The 17,950-nt window shown below is 37.8% G+C and carries 18 protein-coding genes; 1 reads left to right on the top strand and 17 read right to left on the bottom strand.

Features of this window, described 5'->3' with window-relative positions; all coding sequences use genetic code 11:
* Positions 1-186: 186 nt before the first annotated feature.
* Positions 187-1,965 carry a heavy metal translocating P-type ATPase gene (locus AB3I20_RS03860; protein ID WP_368026957.1) on the bottom strand — a complete coding sequence of 593 codons (1,779 nt, stop codon included), beginning with the start codon at positions 1,963-1,965 and terminating at the stop codon, positions 187-189.
* A 230-nt stretch (positions 1,966-2,195) separates the two neighbouring features.
* Between AB3I20_RS03860 and helD the strand changes: the two genes are divergently transcribed.
* Positions 2,196-4,475 carry an RNA polymerase recycling motor HelD gene (gene helD, locus AB3I20_RS03855; protein WP_368026956.1) on the top strand — a complete coding sequence of 760 codons (2,280 nt, stop codon included), beginning with the start codon at positions 2,196-2,198 and terminating at the stop codon, positions 4,473-4,475.
* Positions 4,476-4,884: 409 nt separating this feature from the next.
* Here the strand turns inward: helD and AB3I20_RS03850 are convergent, their stop codons facing one another.
* From AB3I20_RS03850 to AB3I20_RS03775, 16 genes are all read right to left on the bottom strand, one after another.
* Positions 4,885-5,529 (bottom strand): hypothetical protein, encoded by a 645-nt coding sequence (locus tag AB3I20_RS03850; RefSeq protein ID WP_067480921.1) that lies wholly within the window; start codon positions 5,527-5,529, stop codon positions 4,885-4,887.
* Between the two features lie 196 nt (positions 5,530-5,725).
* Positions 5,726-6,445 carry a YebC/PmpR family DNA-binding transcriptional regulator gene (locus AB3I20_RS03845; protein WP_067480918.1) on the bottom strand — a complete coding sequence of 240 codons (720 nt, stop codon included), beginning with the start codon at positions 6,443-6,445 and terminating at the stop codon, positions 5,726-5,728.
* Between the two features lie 134 nt (positions 6,446-6,579).
* Entirely contained in the window at positions 6,580-7,746 is a 1,167-nt protein-coding gene (locus AB3I20_RS03840) for a nucleotidyltransferase (RefSeq protein ID WP_067480916.1), read from the bottom strand.
* A 78-nt stretch (positions 7,747-7,824) separates the two neighbouring features.
* Positions 7,825-8,565, bottom strand: coding sequence for a class I SAM-dependent methyltransferase (locus tag AB3I20_RS03835; RefSeq protein ID WP_067480913.1), 741 nt, complete (start codon positions 8,563-8,565; stop codon positions 7,825-7,827).
* A gap of 1 nt (position 8,566) precedes the next feature.
* The gene (gene rsfS, locus AB3I20_RS03830; RefSeq protein ID WP_231885363.1) at positions 8,567-8,950 is read right to left on the bottom strand and encodes a ribosome silencing factor; all 384 of its coding nucleotides are present in this window, start codon (positions 8,948-8,950) and stop codon (positions 8,567-8,569) included.
* Between the two features lie 2 nt (positions 8,951-8,952).
* The gene (gene yqeK / locus AB3I20_RS03825) at positions 8,953-9,540 is read right to left on the bottom strand and encodes a bis(5'-nucleosyl)-tetraphosphatase (symmetrical) YqeK (protein WP_067480910.1); all 588 of its coding nucleotides are present in this window, start codon (positions 9,538-9,540) and stop codon (positions 8,953-8,955) included.
* Positions 9,530-10,177, bottom strand: coding sequence for a nicotinate-nucleotide adenylyltransferase (locus AB3I20_RS03820; RefSeq protein ID WP_067480907.1), 648 nt, complete (start codon positions 10,175-10,177; stop codon positions 9,530-9,532). Before AB3I20_RS03820 ends, yqeK begins: the two co-directional genes overlap by 11 nt.
* Before the next feature lie 13 nt (positions 10,178-10,190).
* A complete protein-coding gene (gene yhbY / locus AB3I20_RS03815) occupies positions 10,191-10,502 on the bottom strand; it encodes a ribosome assembly RNA-binding protein YhbY (RefSeq protein WP_067480904.1) in 312 nt (103 codons plus the stop codon).
* A gap of 15 nt (positions 10,503-10,517) precedes the next feature.
* Entirely contained in the window at positions 10,518-11,627 is a 1,110-nt protein-coding gene (gene yqeH / locus AB3I20_RS03810) for a ribosome biogenesis GTPase YqeH (protein WP_067480901.1), read from the bottom strand.
* On the bottom strand, positions 11,624-12,151 hold the full coding sequence (locus AB3I20_RS03805) for a YqeG family HAD IIIA-type phosphatase (protein ID WP_067480898.1): 528 nt from the start codon (positions 12,149-12,151) through the stop codon (positions 11,624-11,626). The genes yqeH and AB3I20_RS03805 overlap by 4 nt, the downstream gene beginning before the upstream one ends.
* A 206-nt stretch (positions 12,152-12,357) precedes the next feature.
* Entirely contained in the window at positions 12,358-13,089 is a 732-nt protein-coding gene (locus AB3I20_RS03800; protein WP_067480895.1) for an amino acid ABC transporter ATP-binding protein, read from the bottom strand.
* Between the two features lie 14 nt (positions 13,090-13,103).
* Complete coding sequence (locus AB3I20_RS03795; RefSeq protein ID WP_067480892.1) at positions 13,104-13,790, bottom strand: amino acid ABC transporter permease; 687 nt, start codon at positions 13,788-13,790, stop codon at positions 13,104-13,106.
* A 14-nt stretch (positions 13,791-13,804) separates the two neighbouring features.
* Positions 13,805-14,629 carry a transporter substrate-binding domain-containing protein gene (locus tag AB3I20_RS03790; RefSeq protein ID WP_368026955.1) on the bottom strand — a complete coding sequence of 275 codons (825 nt, stop codon included), beginning with the start codon at positions 14,627-14,629 and terminating at the stop codon, positions 13,805-13,807.
* Between the two features lie 288 nt (positions 14,630-14,917).
* Entirely contained in the window at positions 14,918-15,703 is a 786-nt protein-coding gene (locus AB3I20_RS03785) for an acetyl-CoA carboxylase carboxyl transferase subunit alpha (protein WP_270346093.1), read from the bottom strand.
* Positions 15,696-16,565, bottom strand: coding sequence for an acetyl-CoA carboxylase, carboxyltransferase subunit beta (accD, locus tag AB3I20_RS03780; protein WP_086270812.1), 870 nt, complete (start codon positions 16,563-16,565; stop codon positions 15,696-15,698). Before accD ends, AB3I20_RS03785 begins: the two co-directional genes overlap by 8 nt.
* On the bottom strand, positions 16,566-17,945 hold the full coding sequence (locus tag AB3I20_RS03775; RefSeq protein WP_067480880.1) for an acetyl-CoA carboxylase biotin carboxylase subunit: 1,380 nt from the start codon (positions 17,943-17,945) through the stop codon (positions 16,566-16,568).
* Between the last annotated feature and the right edge of the window lie 5 nt (positions 17,946-17,950).

Genomic DNA, 17,950 nt, shown 5'->3' with positions numbered 1-17,950 from the left:
ATAAAAGAAAAAAGGATTAGTTGGCTACCACCTAACTAATCCTCATTTATTTTCTTATCTTGTTCCTACCCATTTTCAAAGTTGACAATCCCTAACAAAAATGAAACCCTTACTCACTTAAAAAATAGCCTGAATCACCAATAATCACTTCTCACAACCAGGTTTACTGCCTTCATTTGAGTGCAACTATTTTTTTGCACGTAACGCACTTAAAATCGAGACTGTATCAACTACTTCTTGTAACATAGCTCCCAAGAGTGCAGGGATTATTCCAAAACTTGCGATCAACATGAGTGCAATACAAATAAAAATGCCAATTAAGACTGATTGGCGTGCAATACGCATCGTTTCTTTGGCAATCAAAACAGCTTCAGGAACCCGTGTCAAATCATCTTTTAAAATGACTACGTCTGCACTTTCGCTAGCGGCTGTTGCACCATGTGCCCCCATTGCAATACCAACATCTGCTGCACTTAGCGCAGGTGCGTCGTTCACGCCATCACCTACCATCGTTACTGGTCGTTGTTTCTCAGGGACATCCGCTAAAATCTGCCATTTATCTTGTGGTAAACATTGCGCATGAACCGTCGTGATTCCGACTTTTTTGGCGATTGTTTGCGCCACAGTTTGAGTGTCCCCAGTTAGCATCATCACCTGTTTCAAGTGGAAATCTTTCAGTTGCTTGATGGCATTTGTTGCCTCAGGACGAATCACATCTGCAAAGTGGATTGTGCCAACAAATTCTCGATCAAAAGCAACATAAATAATGGTTTCTTCCGAAGCAATTTCGGGTACGCCCAGCCATTTGGCTCTGCCAACTTGAAGAAAGTGATTATCAATTCTTGCTTCTATTCCTTGACCAACAATTTCTTTTAATTCTGAAGTTGGCAACAGTTTTTGATTTTTTGCATAACTAACTAATGAACGAGCTAAAATATGGCTAGATTCTTGTTCTGCACTAGCTGCATACATTAGTAATTCTTCTTTTGACAATTTACCAGCTGGTTGAACTGCTGTCACTTCCAATTGTCCCTTGGTGATTGTCCCGGTTTTATCAAAAGCAATCGTTTTAGTCACTGCTAGCTTTTCAAGCGTGGTACCATTTTTAACAACGATTCCATTTTTACTCGAACGACTCATTCCGGCAACAAGTGCGACGGGCGCTGCCAAAATTAAGGGGCAAGGTGAAGCAACAACTAAGACTTCGACAAAACGATGTGGATCACCTGAAAGCCACCAAGCGATTCCGCCAATGAAATAAGCTACCAATGTAAATGGGACTGCATAGCGATCTGCCATTCGGACAAACTTTGCAGGTTTTTCTTTCGATTCTTGAACCAGATTAAGAATCAATTGATATTGGCTATCTGCAGCACGTTTTTCGACCCGCATTTCTAATGAACGATCACCATTGATTGAACCAGACAATAACATATCACCGATATTCTTAGTAATGGGTTGTGATTCACCTGTTAGTGAAGACTCATCTATTTCCGAGCTTCCTTTGATTACTCGCCCATCAACAGGGACTGTTTCACCCGGTTTAACAACTAGTTTATCGTTGACTTCGATTTGCTCGACGGGTAATTCTTGCCAATTTCCATCAATCCACTTATGTGCTGTTTGAGGTGTATTATCAAGCAGTGCTTGTAACTCTTTACTAGCTTTTTGATTCGCATAATCTTCTAGACTATCGCCACCCGTTAACATAATCAAAATCATCAAGCTCGCCCAATATTCTTTCACTATTAACGTTGCTACAATCGCTGTAATTGCTAAAATATCGACGCCATATTTTCCTGAGCGTAATGTTTTGATCATTTCGAGGAACATCAAAAAGGCAAGAATACCACCAGTAACTGCAATCAAGAAAAATGCCAGTTGAGACTGATGAAAAATAAATTCACTGATTAACGCTATCCCACCAATCAATACTGTTAAAAGAAATTTTTTTAAATGTGTCATCTTTCTCAACCTTCTTTCACTTTCAAGCATAGGCGTTCTTTTCTCTTTTTTAAACTAATACGTGCTAAATGAAAACAACTATCATTCTTGTTTATTCTTTCCTTTTTCACACATTACTTTGACTAAGCTGTTACCAAACTTTTTTTCACTAACTTTTAAAAAATACCTTTTTTCCCATAATTGTGCTATACTTTTAGTTCGTTATTTAAGGCGGAAGGAGCAAATAAGCCATGAATGAAAGACAAATGGAACAAGCACATGTGGACGAAACCGTTCAATTAATCCAGCTTGAACAAAAATTATTAAACAGTAAGCAACAAGAATTGACCCAAGAAATGAATACCTCAACAAAGGAAATAGCTAATCACCGTATCCGTGCTGGTTCTAATGAGTCATTTTACGAGTCTGCTGTTGAATACCGCCAACATGAACAAGAACTACTGTTAAAATATCATACTCTCGATGCACAACAGCATCGTTTACAGACTTTAGATGTCATGCAAGGGAATCCCTATTTTGCCCGCATTGATTTTAAAGAAGAAAATGAAGCAGAAACCCTTTATTTAGGGATTGCTTCTTTACGTGATTTGACCGAAGAAACAATTGTCATCGACTGGCGCGCACCAATTGCCAATCTTTATTATGAAGGTGAAATCGGACCTGCTTACTATGAAACAGATGTCGAACGTATGACCGTGGAGTTGTTACTTAAACGCCAATTCAAAATCCAAGACGGCGAGATTCTCTCAATGGTAGACACTTCTGAAGTAATCAACGATGATTTTTTACTAGAGATTTTAGATGAAGCTTCAAGTACCCATATGAAAAATATCGTTTCGACAATCCAAAAAGCACAAAATGCAATCATCCGCGATACAACTAGCAAAGTAATGCTGATTGAAGGAATCGCAGGAAGTGGAAAAACTTCTGCTTTGCTTCAACGAATTGCTTTTTTACTGTACCATAATCGGAAATGGTTAGATGCGGAACACGTATTGTTATTTTCACCCAACCATTTATTCTCAGACTATATTTCAACTGTCTTACCTTCTCTTGGTGAAAGTGGTGTCCCAACCAAGACATTTAGAAGCTATATAGAAGAACTGCTACAAGATTATTCGCTAGTTGAAGAAGATCAACAAGAACATGGTTTTTTATTTGGAAAAAATGATCCAATCCACGACTTAAAAAATGGCTTAACACTAGTTAACCATATCAATCATTATGTGAAGGCAATTACGAATTATGGACCTTTATTCCGTGACATGAAAATCAATGGACGAACCATTCTCGCAAAAGATTCTATACGAAAATGGTACCAAGAAACAAATACTTTGCTACCTTTGCATCAACGTCTTTCTCTGCTGCAAACAAAGCTACTTAAAAAATTAGGTGGCTTACAAAAAGATGAAACGCGTCAACAATGGGTGAAAGATTTGGCTGAAGAACAATTGCAAGAATTATACGCAACTGATCCAAACCTTGAGTACACAGAGCAAAAAGAAAAATCTTTACGCAAAAAACTGGCAAATCAAATCGTACGTAAAAAATTTCGTCGTGTTCATCGTGGTATTACCAGCTATCAATTTGTGAATATGCCTAAACAATATCTCCACTTTTTACAAAGTGTTCCAGAAAAAGCACTGGTTTCCCATGGGATTTCCAAAGAACAATGGACAAAACAAATTGCTGAGATTCGTCTAAATTTTCGTCAAAAACAAATGAAACAAGAAGATGCTGTTTTATTCTTCTTGCTAATGCGTCGCACATTTCCAGTAACAATTACTCAGAAAGCTCGTTATGTTTTTATTGATGAAATGCAAGATTTCGCACCTTCACAGGTTGCCCTGCTTCAAGCACTTTATCCAAAAGCAAACTTAACTTTCTGTGGCGATCTCAATCAAAATGTCTTTGGTAATGAAACCATCGTTGGTTCTCTTCCACAGCTTTTTGACAATCAAGAGGTCACACGTTTCCAATTAACAACCAGTTACCGTTCAACTAAAGAAATCACTGACTTCGCAAATCATTTCTTATCCAAAGAAGATCGTGTCGAAACAACTGCTCGAAAAGGTGATAAACCAGTCATCATCGAAGCTTCAACTGCTGAAAAACAACTTCATTGGTTTGAAGAAACACTTGAACAAACGCAAGCCAAAGCAAAACACTGGCGGACAGCAATCATTGCTAAAACACAAGAGGAATGTGAACAGTTATATGAACAATTCCCTGAAAGTTTGAAACAACAAGTTCAATTGATTCTTGATGAGGAAGACTTTATGAAACGTTCAATTATTCTGTTACCTGCCTTCTTGGCAAAAGGACTTGAATTCGATCGCGTCTTCTTATGGAATATTAACGAAGAGCAGTTCCACACAGAACAAGACAAGCTAATTTTGTATACTATGTGTACACGCGCAATGCACGAATTAACACTGTTTACGTCCTTCAATAAGAGTCCATTATTGAAGGCAATTGATTCTTTGACTTATAACAAAGAAGTGATTTAAAGCATTTTACCAAAAAAAGGGGGTACGACAAAAAGCTTGTCGTACCCCCTTTTTGAATATACGAATAAAGGTTATTCCAAAACAACTCCTCGGCATAGTTTGCATCCACTTCAAATTATGGAAAGCTATTTTAAATAAAGCATCCTTATTGCTTGGAGCTGCAACCTCATTCACCGTATTCAATAAGTAACTTCTTTCAAATAAGTCTAAATTTGACAAAAATTTGAAAAATCATTTCTGAAAATTTCTCCTTATTTCTCGAAACTGACTATTTCTGTCACAACCTTACAATAATCTAAAGTAAAAAAAGAGAGAAGCATCAGCGTCAGCCGATGTTCCCCTCCCATCTTAATATGTTTATGCTGTACCGATTACCAAAAAATTAGTATCTGCACCGAAAATTTTTATATTATTCAGGTATCTGCAAATCTGTTTCCGGATATTTCAAACTAACTAAAGTCACGATCATTCGTAATTCTTCAATGTTTTCTGGAAATTCGGGATCAAATATTTTACTATGACGCCCCACTCCACCATTGTCGATCAAACGATAAATTCGATTCCAGTCAATAAATTGTTCAATTGTTTGAAAATGACTGATTGGATATCCTCCGCTATCCAAAATTTCGGTCAAGCGAAACACGAGATAGGCACTGTCGATGATTTTCTCTTTGGATGAAGTAACAGTTGGATCTTGTTCAATCAAAATCTTCTCTGGTTGATGTTTCAGACTCCATTCTAACAACAAAAAGAAAGCTTCCATTCGATACCCCTCGTTAAACAGCTGGAAAGAGGTTTCAGCATTTTTAAACAAGAGTGGAATCAAATAATTCTTTTGATAAATGAGCATGGGTACTCGATCAATTGCACATTCCAAATAACGATTCAAATAACCTATCCCAGTATAATTTCCTAAACGATAGCCTTCTACACCAAATCTTGCATACTTATGTGCGATACTTGAGCAATCAGCAATATTTACCGCTAATTCTTCTACTTTTTCGTAACCGCTTAATATTCTATCGAAAGGTTCCAAAATTATTTTTGCTTCCATCATTATTCCTCGCCCAAATTCCAATATACTCTGTATCATTTCAAAATAATACCTGTAACCTTATGATACCACAGGTGAAATGGAATAAAAAACAAAAATCAACTAGTAAAATCTTTCCTTCATCAAAAAAGAAGCATGGCATCAACCTGCCATACTTCTTTGATTTGAAAAAAGTTTGAACAAACTAGGCAAACGCCTAATCGTCCAATTCAACGTTATGGAAAATATTTTGAACATCTTCAAGTTCATCTAACGCATCGATCATTTTTTCAAATTGTACTAAATCATCACCAGTTAAAGTGATTTCAGTTTGTGGTAACATTTGAATTTCTGCAATCGAAAATTCTGTAATGCCTTTTTCTTTCAATGCTTCCTGGATAGCGTGGAAATCAGGAACTTCACCATAAACGATGATTTGTCCTTCTTCTTCGATGACATCACGAACATCGATATCTTTTTCCATTAAATATTCAAGAATTTCATCCGCATCGTCGCCAGCAAAACCAAAAATAGCTGTGTTATCAAACATATAAGAAACGGCACCAGAGACACCCATGTTTCCGCCGTTCTTACCAAAAGCTGCACGAACATCTGCTGCAGTTCGGTTCACATTGTTTGTCAATGTATCAACAATCACCATCGAGCCATTTGGTCCAAATCCTTCATAGCGCAATTCAGAATATGTTTCGTCTCCTGAACCTTTTGCTTTTTCAATGGCGCGGTCAATAATATGTTTAGGCACATTATAGGTTTTCGCACGATCAATAACGAAATGTAACTTTTGGTTAGCGTGTGGGTCAGGTTCACCTGATTTCGCTGCCGCATAAATTTCAATCCCGAATTTTGCATAAATTCGACTGTTGTTTGCATCTTTAGCAGTTTTCTTTGCCACAATATTAGCCCATTTACGACCCATATTTTCACTTCGCTTTCTCTTTTTCTAGTTCCGTAACGCAAAAACGTCCTGTTTCATTATACTTGTGAATCCTAATTCTGTGAAGCTTTTTTTCATTATTCCCATTTTATCAAAAAATCAGCAATTTATTTTCTCTATCCCTTGATTAGAATTGGCATTCGGCCAAAATTTTGTTCAATCAACTGACTGTTCGCTAAACAATAAATTTGATCGCTACGAATTAATAACTGTGCTTCTGTGGCTTCTTTTTTCCCTATTCGTGAATAGACATGACTAATGTCTTGTTTTTTTTCTTTCAGAAACTGTCTCCCCGCTTCAGTAAATCCTAATATGTGAAGATAATTTTTTTCTTGCTGCGCGAAAATTTCAGATTCCGTTATATTTAATAACACGTAGCACGCCAATCGTTGGATTCTTGTCCAAGTATAACGTTTCGTCTTAACCAAAGATACGAAAGAATGAAAGTCTGTAGATTGCTTCGCAGCTTCTTGTAAGCGAACTTCTAAGCCTTCCGTCATTTGATAAATTTCCTTCAATTGTGTTACATGCGTCGATAATAATTTATAACGCAGATATGGCCATAATTCATCCCAAGTTTGAGTTGGTTTCGTTAGTAAATCGTGAGCTGTTACTTCTGGAACAACGTGTTGAATCTCAGCTTGCCTAGCAACAGCTTCTCGAATGGCAGTGGCACTTGCGATCGTCTCATCAGCAATTTCTTTTTCGTGATAACCAGCACTTTTCCTTTCAATCGGATGCAGTGCCATCGGTCGTTCATACCTTGCATTTTCTTTGGCATAACTCAAGCCCAAAATATGGTTAGGTGAAGCAAAATCGAGCTGTTCATCTTGCAGTAGTGTGCGAAAAACTTCTGTCATTTTTTGTGGATAGCTGATTTTTTGATCGGCTAAATTTTGAAATGCCTGATCAATTTCACGTTGGTTGTCCCAAACAAATTTTCCAAATGACTCGTAGTCAAAATGAGTCGTATTTTCTGTTCCAAAACATAATGAGTCACAGCCTAAATCTTGCAACAACCTCACTGCACCTTTTGCAAAATAATCGGCAGATTGAACTGCCCATTCAACCGGTAATTCGATAACTAGATCAACGCCATTTTGTAATGCTTCATTTGCACGCTGCCATTTATCAAGAATGGCCGGCTCACCTCGTTGCAAAAAATTACCACTCATCACAGCAATGACGACTTCCGCATCTGTCTGTTTCCTTGCCATCTCTGCGTGGTAGCGATGACCATTATGAAATGGATTATATTCTACAATTAAGCCACAACTTTTCATCAGATCCCTCCCCATTACTCTTTTTCTAAGGAAAACAAGAAAAAAGAGCAGCGACATTTGTCACGGCTCTTTTTAAATTCATTCTTTATAGGCTACAAAGAACCAGCGTTTCGTTTCTTCAGTTGGTGTTTCATCTGTAAAATCACCATAAGCTTCTACTTTTGAAAAACCACTATTTTCTAACATGCGCAAATAGCTTTCCATTGAATACGTGCGTTCTTGATGAAGCTCGTCTTCACGGATGAATTTTTCAGGCTGATCCAAATCCTCTACAAAAAAGGTTAAGAAATGTTCAATACTATGTGGTTCTTTTCCTGGATAACTGTCCCATAAAAAAGCAAACTTTTCACTTTGATAGTGATAACTATATTCTGGAAAAACCGTATCTACTTGATAAACAGAATGTACATCAAATAAAAAACGGCCATTTTCTTCCAAAGCTTGATATACTTCATCAAAAACTTGTTGAACTTCTTGCCCATTTTCCATGTAACATAATGAATCTGAATAACAAGTAATTGCTTCGTATTGTCCTACTTCTGAAAGATCTAACATGTTTCCTTCAACAAATTGGATTGCTGTTTCTTGCTCAAAAGCGCGCTGACTTGCCATCATTAACATATCTTCCGACAAATCAAGTCCAGTCACATTATAACCTGCTTTTGCAAATTCAACAGCTAATGCACCCGTACCACAAGCAAGCTCTAAAATGTTCTTTGTTTGCTCAGGTAAGTGTCTCTTTGAAAATGCTAACCATTGCTGATATAGCGCTTCATCCATTACTTCATCATAAATAAAAGCGAATGTTTCGTAAGCCATATTAATCCAACCATTCAGAAATGTTTACAAGTGGTGCATCTGACCATAATTTTTCTAAATTATAAAATTCTCTTTCAGGTGCGTGGAAGACATGGACAATCAAGTCACCAAGGTCAATCAAGATCCATTTTCCGCCTTCTTTTCCTTCAATGCGTTTCACTTCGTAGTTATTTTCTTCTTCTTTGTCAATAATTTCTTCTGTAATTGCGTTCATTTGACGTTCACTGTTCGCTGAACAAATCATAAAATAATCTGCCAATAACGAAACTTCTCTCACGTCAAGTGCTAAAATATCTTCTGCACGTTTTGAATCTGCTGCTTTTACCGCAATTTGTAATTGTTCTTTGCTATCTATGATAATTTCCTCCTTAACATTTGGTGACAAATTTATTTTTTCGCCACCCAATGATTGTATGTTTCGATTGTTTTTGGATAAATTTGTTGTTCTTGTTCAATTAAGTGAGCTAATGTGTGCTTTGTTTCAAAAGCAACTGCTTCATCTAAGTCGACTAATGCAATTTCGCGCGCGTCTTCTACCCCAGGGAAATTTCTGCCTGGTTCAATGTAGTCAGCAACATAAATGATTTTATCCAGTAAAGTCATTTTTGCTGCCCCAGTTGTATGCACTCGAATAGCATTTAAAATCTCGGGATCAGTAATGCCCAATTCACGTTCAACAAATGAAGCACCCACAAGTCCATGCCAAATCGCATTGCCATAATTTAACAAATCAGAATCAAATCCATCACGTTTGATGACTAGTATAAACTCATCATCCGGACGTTCTTTTGCATAATCATGGGTCAACGCTGCAATACTAGCTTTTTCTGGTGAACAACCATATTTCTCAGCTAATGCTACCGCCATTTTTTCCACGCCTAAGACATGTTGAAAACGACGTTCACTCATTCGCATTTGGACTTTTTGCATCAGTGTTTCGCGAGTATCTGCAGTATAATGACTACTATAATCCATGTTGATACAAGCCTTCTTTCTGAATATAATCAACTACTTTGTCAGGAACTAAGTAGCGGATAGAGCAACCTTGGCGAACTTTTTGACGAATCTTGGTCGAACTAATGTCAATTTCAGGTACATCGACCCAAATGACCGGATACGGTGTTTCGACTCCATAACCAGCACGCTTGATACCTACAAAATGAACAAGATGAACTAATTCATCAATTTTGTACCATTTTGGAAGATACTCAACCATGTCACCGCCGATGATGAAATAATAATCTGTATCTGGATTGTTCTGCGTCAAGGCTTTCATCGTGTCATAAGTATAACTTTTCCCACCACGGCTCAATTCAACTGTTTCAATTGCCAAAAATGGATTGTCTTCGATTGCAAGCTCGAGCATATTCAAACGATGCGCTGCCGGAATCGTTTTTTTCTCATCAATATGTGGTGGTTCATAGGATGGCATTAAAAATACGCGATCCAGTCCTAAATTTTGTCCAACTTGTTCAGCCATAACCAGATGTGCCAGATGGACAGGGTTAAATGTTCCTCCCAAGATTCCAACTTGTCGTTTTTTTTCAAAAACTTGTGGCATTTCTTTCGGAAAAACTTGTGAACGAACAAATAGATTAGCCTGCGTACTCATTAATGACCACTCCTTAGATTGCTTTTACTTCTCGTGAAATGCGTTGGTATTTTTCTTTACTTGATGGTTTATATAATACCAATACACGTCCAATGATTTGAACAATCTCACATTGAACTTCTTCTTCTAAAATTCGTGCAACATCTTCCGCGATTTCATCTGTATTTTGTAGCAAAGTAACTTTGATCAACTCACGTTTTTCTAATGCTTCATTGATTTGAACAAGCATTGCTGAGTTGATTCCACCTTTTCCAATTTGAAAAATAGGTTGTAGGTGATGTGCTTGACTACGTAAAAAACGTTTTTGTTTTCCTCTTAATTCCATTTTCGTCCTTCTTCCTTAAATTAAAGCTTTACGCTTGATTACATCAACACCCTTAGGCGCCCACCCAGCAACAACTGCTGGCTGTGATACAGTGATCCATCCAAGACCGGCAAAAACAATATCTGTTTTTTCTTTCACTGAAAATTCAAAGCGAACTAATTCAGGGAACTCTTCTACCTCGTCAGGACGTGGTGGCTGTAAAAGTCCACCCACATGTTTTGCGTAAAATTCATCTGCTTTTTCGAGTTTTGTTCGATGGATATTCACATCATTTGAAACATAAGCAATAAATGAGCCACGTTCACCACTTACAAAATCAAAGCGAGCCAATCCGCCTAAGAAAAGCGTTTGACCGTCATTCAATTGATAAACTTTTGGTTTGATTTCTTTTGTTGGTGCAATGATCCGCAAATCTTTTTTACCTAAGTAATGTGCCATTTGATGACGATGAATAATTCCCGGTGTGTCAATTAAAGCTTGACCATCATCTAAAGGAATTTCAATTTTATCTAAAGTCGTTCCGGGAAATTGTGAGGTAGTAATCACATCTTGAACACCCGCAGTATTCTTAATGATCTGGTTAATCAATGTTGATTTACCGACATTCGTTACACCAACGACATAGACATCTCTACCTTCGCGATATTCTTCGATTTTAGCTAGTAGATCTTCCATTTCATGTGCTTTTTTAGCACTTGTTAATAACACTTCGACAGGTCTTAGCCCTGCTTCATGCGCACGTTCAGTCATCCATTGGATCATTTTAGGTTTCTTCAGTGATTTCGGTAAGATATCGACTTTATTACCTACTAATAATACCGGATTATCACCGACAAAACGATGTAGTCCCGGAATCAATGAACCGTTGAAATCAAAGATATCGACAACATTAACAATCAACGCGTCTTTTTGACCTAATTCATTTAACAAACGTAAAAAATCATCATCTGTTAAAGAAACATCTTGGATCTCATTGTAATGACGTAGTCTGAAACAGCGTTGGCAATAGACCTCACCTGATTCTAAACCTTTTTCTAAGGCAGATTGCGGTGTATACCCTAGTTCTCCTGGTCTATCTGTTTGAATAATCGAGCCGCACCCGATACAGTGTAATTCTTCACTCATTCAATTCCACCTCGCCAGCCCATATCAGGATTATTTACTAATAAATGGGCCATGATTCTTTTTTCAAAAAAACGATTAATTTGTGTTTTCCAGCTATCCGTCTCAATAATTGGTTTCACCAAAATACTTCGGATTCCTGCGCGATTTGCACCACGAATATCCGTCATGATTTGATCGCCAATCATTACAAGTTCTTCATCAGCAAGGTTCAACTTTTTCTTTGCTTGATTGATTCCCACAGCAAATGGTTTCATCGCACGAGCAATATAAAGTAAATCAAATTTTTCGATTGCTCGCTCAATTCTCTTCGAGTTATTATTCGAAACAACTACAACAGGAATACCAGCATTTTTCATTTCTAAAATCCAATTTAACAATTCTTCTGTTCCATCTGGGTTATTCCAAGCAATCAAAGTGTTATCCAAATCAGTTAACACGGCTTTGATGCCTAAATTTTTCAACTGTGCAGGGGTAATTTGATAGATGGCTTCTACCATCCATGTTGGTTTATAATTTGAAAACATCTTGTCTCCTCATTTGCAAAAAATGAAGGAGCACACCAGGTACTCCTCAGCCCCTAATTATACTGCATAATCTAAAAAAAAACTACCTTTACCATTCAATCCATCCCACACATTTTTGTATCCGTTCACAATTGTTTATTTACTTTCTTTTGTCTTGCTCTTTTGCAAAAAGAAAAACGATCACCACTTTGGCAATCGTTTTTCTTTTATAAAACTTTTTCCAGAAACTGTCGTGTTCGTTCTTTCTTCGTTTCTTCAAAAAGTTCTTTTGGCGCTCCCTCTTCAATTATCTTTCCATCATCCATGAATAAAACACGATCACCAACTTCTCGCGCAAAACCCATTTCATGGGTCACAATTACCATTGTCATACCTTCTTTTGCTAACTCCTGCATAACAGATAGAACTTCTCCGACCATTTCTGGATCTAACGCAGACGTTGGTTCATCAAATAACATGACTTTGGGTTCCATTGCAAGAGCTCTAGCAATTGCGATTCTTTGTTGTTGTCCACCTGACAATGATTGAGGATATTCATCTGCTTTTGTTACCAAGCCAACTTTATCAAGTAATACTAACGCTTTTTCTTCTGCTTCTGCGCGACTGATCTTTTTTACTTTCGTCGGTGCCAACAAAATATTTTCTAAAACAGTTAGATTTGGAAATAAATTGAACTGTTGAAAAACCATGCCCATTTGTTCTCTCATTTCATAAATATCTGTTTTTTTGTTGGTGATTTCTTGACCATCAAATAGGATCGTCCCACTGGTCGGCTCTTCTAGCAAATTCAAGCAACGTAAAAATGTACTTTTCCCAGAGCCAGACGGGCCAATCACTACCATGACCTCTCCTTGAGTAATCTCTAATGTGATGCCTTTTAAAATTTCTTTTTGTCCAAACGTTTTGGTTAAGTGATTCACTTGAATAAGTGCTTCCATTGACAGCCTTCCTTTCATCGGTATCCTTTACCTAATTTTATTTCCCAAACATGTAGCAATCTCGACATCAAAAATGTTAGAACAAAATAAATAATTGCAGCTACATAGAGGGGCTCTAAAGGGAGATACGAATTCGAGATAACGATTTGTGCACTATTTAATAACTCATAGATCCCAATCGTTGAAAGTAGGGAAGAATCCTTGATCAACGTGATAAATTCATTACCCATTGGAGGTAAGATATTTCTTAATGCTTGCGGTAAAATCACATATCGCATCGTCTGCATTGGTCTGAGTCCCAACGAGCTAGCCGCCTCTTCTTGACCAAAATTGACAGCCATGATTCCACCACGGACGATTTCAGCGACATAGGCACCTGAATTCATTGATAAAACAATCATCCCCGGTATCAGCCGGCTAAAGTCAACATCTAATACACCCAGAGTTAATGTAGGCGCATGAACCACGCCTTGTAACAAGCCAAAACCGATCAAAATTTGGATTAGCATCGGTGTCCCACGTAAGACTTCAATATAAGCATTGGCAAACCACCGTAATGGTCGAATTTTTGAAAGTTTCAACAGTGCCATAATGACGCCAATTATTGTTCCAAAAACAATCGTGATAACGGAAATAATTAATGTAATTAATGCACCCGACAGGAAATAGGGATAGTATACCGATAGAAATGAAAAATTCACGTAATCAAACTCCTTTATTCTTCTGCTTTTTTAGCTAGCTCTGTATTTTTTTTGATGAATTCATCCATTTTTCCTGAGCTTTGTAATTCTTTGATGACTTGATTGACTTTCTTTTGTAAATCTTCTTCGCCTTTTGGTAACGCAATTGCGTAGGCTTCTTCATCGCTTGAGACTAAGTCAACATCTGCTAACATTAACTCTGGATTATTTTCAATATAAGAGTTTGCAACGGTTTCTTCTAAAACTAATCCATCAATTGATCCTTGCTTTAACTCAATAATCAAATTAGGTACTTTAGCTATAGAAACTAATTGTGCATCTGGAACTTGTTCTTTCACAACGTCTTCTTGAACTGATCCTTTTTGCGCTCCTACTTTTTTCTTTGCAAAACTTTTGAGACTGGTTAATTCATTTGCGTTTTCTTTGTTGATGACCATTTTTTGTGGTGGAGCAAAATAATTATCTGAGAAATCAAATGTTTGTTGACGCTCTTCTGTTGCCGAAATACCAGAAATTGCTAAATTAACTTTTCCTTGTTGTAAGGCTGCTAACACTGCGTTGAATTCCATATCCATCACTTCGACTTTGACACCTAGTTCTTTTGCAATTTCATTCGCCAAATCAATATCCACGCCAACAATCTGGTCTTTCCCATCAATCATCGTATGAAATTCAAACGGAGCAAAATCTGCAGAAGTTCCCACTACTAATTTTCCAGAATCCTGGATGCTTTGAATCCCCTGTTTTTTTGAATCGTTACTTGTTTCTTTTCCACCAGAGCTACACGCCCCTAAAAGAACCACCATTGAAACCATCGTAAGCCAAATTATTTTCTTCATCGTTACTCTCCTCTAATATTTATACACCCAACATAAACTTAATGAGTTATTATACATAATATCAGATTTTTTATTCATTTCAAGAGTGTTTTTTGAAAAAATATGCGCAAATTTCATTTATTGTGTGTTTTTCTTCTTTTCCAACTAAAAAATCATCCCCATTCACCCACATATCAAACGATTCCAAGCCGTTGTAAAATCCAATCGAACGAAAGAGACGCAAGCTGTTTTGTTTTTTCAATACAAAAAAAGGTCGGGATTTATCCCGACCTCTCATCATCAAATCGCTTAATACTTACGGAATCTTTCATAACGCTTTTCAAGTAAAGATGTTACATCCGTTTGCGATAATTCAGTTAATTTTTCAATCATTGATTTTTTCATCATGTATGCTATTTTAGCCCAGGGAATTGGTTCCCCATTAAAAGTTTCTGGAATCACCTTGTCCACAATCCCTAGCTCATGTAATTCAGGCGCGGTAATTTTCATCAGCTCCGCCGCTTCCGCCGCTCGGCTACCATCTTTCCATAAAATAGATGCAAAACCTTCTGGCGAAAGAATCGCATAAATTGTTTGTTCAAGCATCCAAACTTCATCTGCAACGCCAAGTGCAAGTGCACCACCGCTGCCGCCTTCGCCAATGATGATTGCTAAAATTGGTACGTTTAGATCAGACATTTCTAAAAGATTCTTAGCAATTGCTTCTCCTTCGCCGCGTTCTTCCGCTCCCACACCACAATAAGCCCCAGCAGTATTGATCAACGTGATGACTGGGCGTTTAAATTTTTCTGCCTGTTTCATCAATCGTAATGCTTTACGATACCCTTCCGGATGCGGTGAACCAAAGTTTCGTTGGATATTTTCCTGTAGATCTCGACCTTTTTGGATTCCAATCACCGTGACTGGTTTACCAGCTAAGCTAGCAACACCACCAACGATTGCTTCGTCGTCACCAAATAAACGATCCCCATGAAACTCCTGAAACCCATCAAAAATTTCTTCAAAAAAATCTAAACTCGTCCAACGTTCTTTTGCTCTAGCCAGTTGAACAACCTCATGAGCAGTTTTATTCATGATCCAACCAACCTTTCTGTGTATGCAATTCGAGCAAATGATGAATCGTTTTCTTCAATTCTGTTCGCGGAACAATCTGATCAACAAAACCATGAGCTAACAAAAATTCTGCCTTTTGAAAGTCTTCTGGTAATTCTTGCTTAATCGTTTGTTCGATTACCCGACGTCCAGCAAAACCAATCAAACTTTGCGGCTCAGCTAAAATCACGTCACCTTCCATCGCAAAACTGGCGGTTACACCACCAGTTGTAGGGTCAGTCAAAACGGTTAAGTAAAAAAGCCCTGCGTTGCTGTGACGTTTCACCGCCGCGGAAATTTTCGCCATTTGCATTAAAGAAAAAATGCCTTCTTGCATTCTGGCACCACCAGAGGCAGTGAACAAGACCACAGGTAATTTAGCAGTTAATGCTCGTTCAAATAATCTAGTTATTTTTTCACCAACAATCGTCCCCATGCTTCCCATAATAAAATTTGAATCCATAACACCAATCGCTAAAGGAATATCATTGATCGTTGCTTTACCAGTCAAAACTGCTTCATGCAAACCAGTTTTTTCTTGCATCACTTCAATTTTTTCTTGGTACCCTGGGAAATTCAAAGGATCTTCTGTCGTTAATTCGGTATCCCACTCTTCAAAACTTTTTTCATCAATCGTTAACGCTAATCGTTGCCAAGCACTGATACGAAACGTGTAACCACAATTAGGACAAACGCGTTCTTCACCAATATCTTTCGTATAAATGATATGTTTACAATTCGGACATTTTGCCCACATATTGTCAGGAACAGTTGGTGGACTTGTAGGTTGAGCTCCTCGATTTGGGTTAATGCGAATATATTTTTTCTTTTTAAACAGAGCCATCTACTCGCCTCCAATCTCCGTTTCAGGTGTCCAATTTGGTAAAAATTCTTCTTGTAAAAATGCCGTTGTATAATCACCAGCAATCACTGCTGGGTGACTAATCAAGTCCATTTGAAATTCGGCATTTGTCACAACACCATCTGTCACGATTTCGCTCAAGGCACGTTGCATTTTCATCAACGCTTCAAAACGCGTATCACCATGAACGATGACTTTGGCAATCATTGAATCATAATATGGCGGTATTTTATAGCCTGAATAAACTGCGCTATCAACACGTAAACCCATGCCCCCAGCGGGAAGTAATAAGTTTTCAATGGTTCCGGGTGATGGAGCAAAATGAAAAGCTGGGTTTTCTGCATTGATTCGACATTCAATCGCATGGCCTTGAAACTTGATGTCATTTTGTTCTAAGCCCAATGGTTCACCCGCTGCAATTTCAATTTGTTTTTTCACTAAGTCAACACCTGTTACCATTTCTGTTACAGGATGTTCCACTTGAATTCGCGTATTCATTTCCATAAAGTAAAAGGCACCAGATTCATCCATTAGAAATTCAATGGTTCCAGCATTCTCGTAATTTACAGCTTTCGCTGCACGAACAGCCGCAGCGCCTAAATCTGCACGTTTTGCAGCAGAAATCACAACCGATGGTGATTCTTCAAGAACTTTTTGATTATTTCTTTGCAACGAACAATCACGCTCACCTAAATGAATGACATTTCCATAATGATCGCCCAATATTTGAACTTCAATATGTCTTGCTGGATAAATAATTTTCTCCAAATACATTTCGTCATTTCCAAACGCTGCAGCAGCTTCTTGTTGCGCTGAAGCAAAGTGTTGTGGTAGTTCTTCTTTGGTCATTACTTTTCGAATTCCTTTACCACCACCACCCGCAGCAGCTTTTAACATAACTGGGTAGCCAATCTTATCCGCAACTGACAAAGCTTCTTCCACAGTCGAAAGTACACCTTCACTTCCCGGAATTACCGGAACTTTGGCTTCTTGCATCAAGCGGCGGGCATTGATTTTATTCCCCATCGCATCAATGGTTTCACTTTTAGGTCCAATAAAAACAATATTGCATTCTTCACACATTGATGCAAAACGACTATTTTCAGATAAAAAACCAAAACCTGGGTGAATCGCTTCTGCCTTGGTAACAATTGCCGCACTTAAAACTTGTTGCACATTCAAATAAGAATCAACAGCTTTAGCTGGTCCAATACAGATCGCTTCATCTGCTAATTGAGTATGCAATGCATCAGCATCTGCTTCTGAATATACAGCAACTGTTTGAATACCTAATTCACGACAGGCACGAATAATCCGCACGGCAATTTCACCGCGGTTAGCTATCAAAACTTTTGAAAACATATTTC

This window comes from Enterococcus sp. C50 (assembly GCF_040887505.1).
Classification (GTDB): Bacteria; Bacillota; Bacilli; order Lactobacillales; family Enterococcaceae; genus Enterococcus_B; species Enterococcus_B thailandicus.
The sequence above is the reverse complement of the archived record's forward strand: the minus strand, read 5'-3'. Positions and strand labels throughout refer to the sequence as shown.

Excerpts from the sequence above, each read along its gene's own strand:
- AB3I20_RS03805 (WP_067480898.1), bottom strand. The coding sequence starts at position 12,151 with ATGTTTTCAAATTATAAACCAACATGGATGGTAGAAGCCATCTATCAA.
- AB3I20_RS03785 (WP_270346093.1), bottom strand. The coding sequence starts at position 15,703 with ATGAATAAAACTGCTCATGAGGTTGTTCAACTGGCTAGAGCAAAAGAA.
- AB3I20_RS03820 (WP_067480907.1), bottom strand. The coding sequence starts at position 10,177 with ATGAGTACGCAGGCTAATCTATTTGTTCGTTCACAAGTTTTTCCGAAA.
- yqeH (WP_067480901.1), bottom strand. The coding sequence starts at position 11,627 with ATGAGTGAAGAATTACACTGTATCGGGTGCGGCTCGATTATTCAAACA.
- AB3I20_RS03835 (WP_067480913.1), bottom strand. The coding sequence starts at position 8,565 with ATGGCTTACGAAACATTCGCTTTTATTTATGATGAAGTAATGGATGAA.
- yqeK (WP_067480910.1), bottom strand. The coding sequence starts at position 9,540 with ATGGATTATAGTAGTCATTATACTGCAGATACTCGCGAAACACTGATG.
- AB3I20_RS03790 (WP_368026955.1), bottom strand. The coding sequence starts at position 14,629 with ATGAAGAAAATAATTTGGCTTACGATGGTTTCAATGGTGGTTCTTTTA.
- AB3I20_RS03840 (WP_067480916.1), bottom strand. The coding sequence starts at position 7,746 with ATGAAAAGTTGTGGCTTAATTGTAGAATATAATCCATTTCATAATGGT.
- AB3I20_RS03860 (WP_368026957.1), bottom strand. The coding sequence starts at position 1,965 with ATGACACATTTAAAAAAATTTCTTTTAACAGTATTGATTGGTGGGATA.
- AB3I20_RS03850 (WP_067480921.1), bottom strand. The coding sequence starts at position 5,529 with ATGGAAGCAAAAATAATTTTGGAACCTTTCGATAGAATATTAAGCGGT.
- yhbY (WP_067480904.1), bottom strand. The coding sequence starts at position 10,502 with ATGGAATTAAGAGGAAAACAAAAACGTTTTTTACGTAGTCAAGCACAT.
- AB3I20_RS03800 (WP_067480895.1), bottom strand. The coding sequence starts at position 13,089 with ATGGAAGCACTTATTCAAGTGAATCACTTAACCAAAACGTTTGGACAA.
- accD (WP_086270812.1), bottom strand. The coding sequence starts at position 16,565 with ATGGCTCTGTTTAAAAAGAAAAAATATATTCGCATTAACCCAAATCGA.
- AB3I20_RS03775 (WP_067480880.1), bottom strand. The coding sequence starts at position 17,945 with ATGTTTTCAAAAGTTTTGATAGCTAACCGCGGTGAAATTGCCGTGCGG.
- helD (WP_368026956.1), top strand. The coding sequence starts at position 2,196 with ATGAATGAAAGACAAATGGAACAAGCACATGTGGACGAAACCGTTCAA.
- AB3I20_RS03845 (WP_067480918.1), bottom strand. The coding sequence starts at position 6,445 with ATGGGTCGTAAATGGGCTAATATTGTGGCAAAGAAAACTGCTAAAGAT.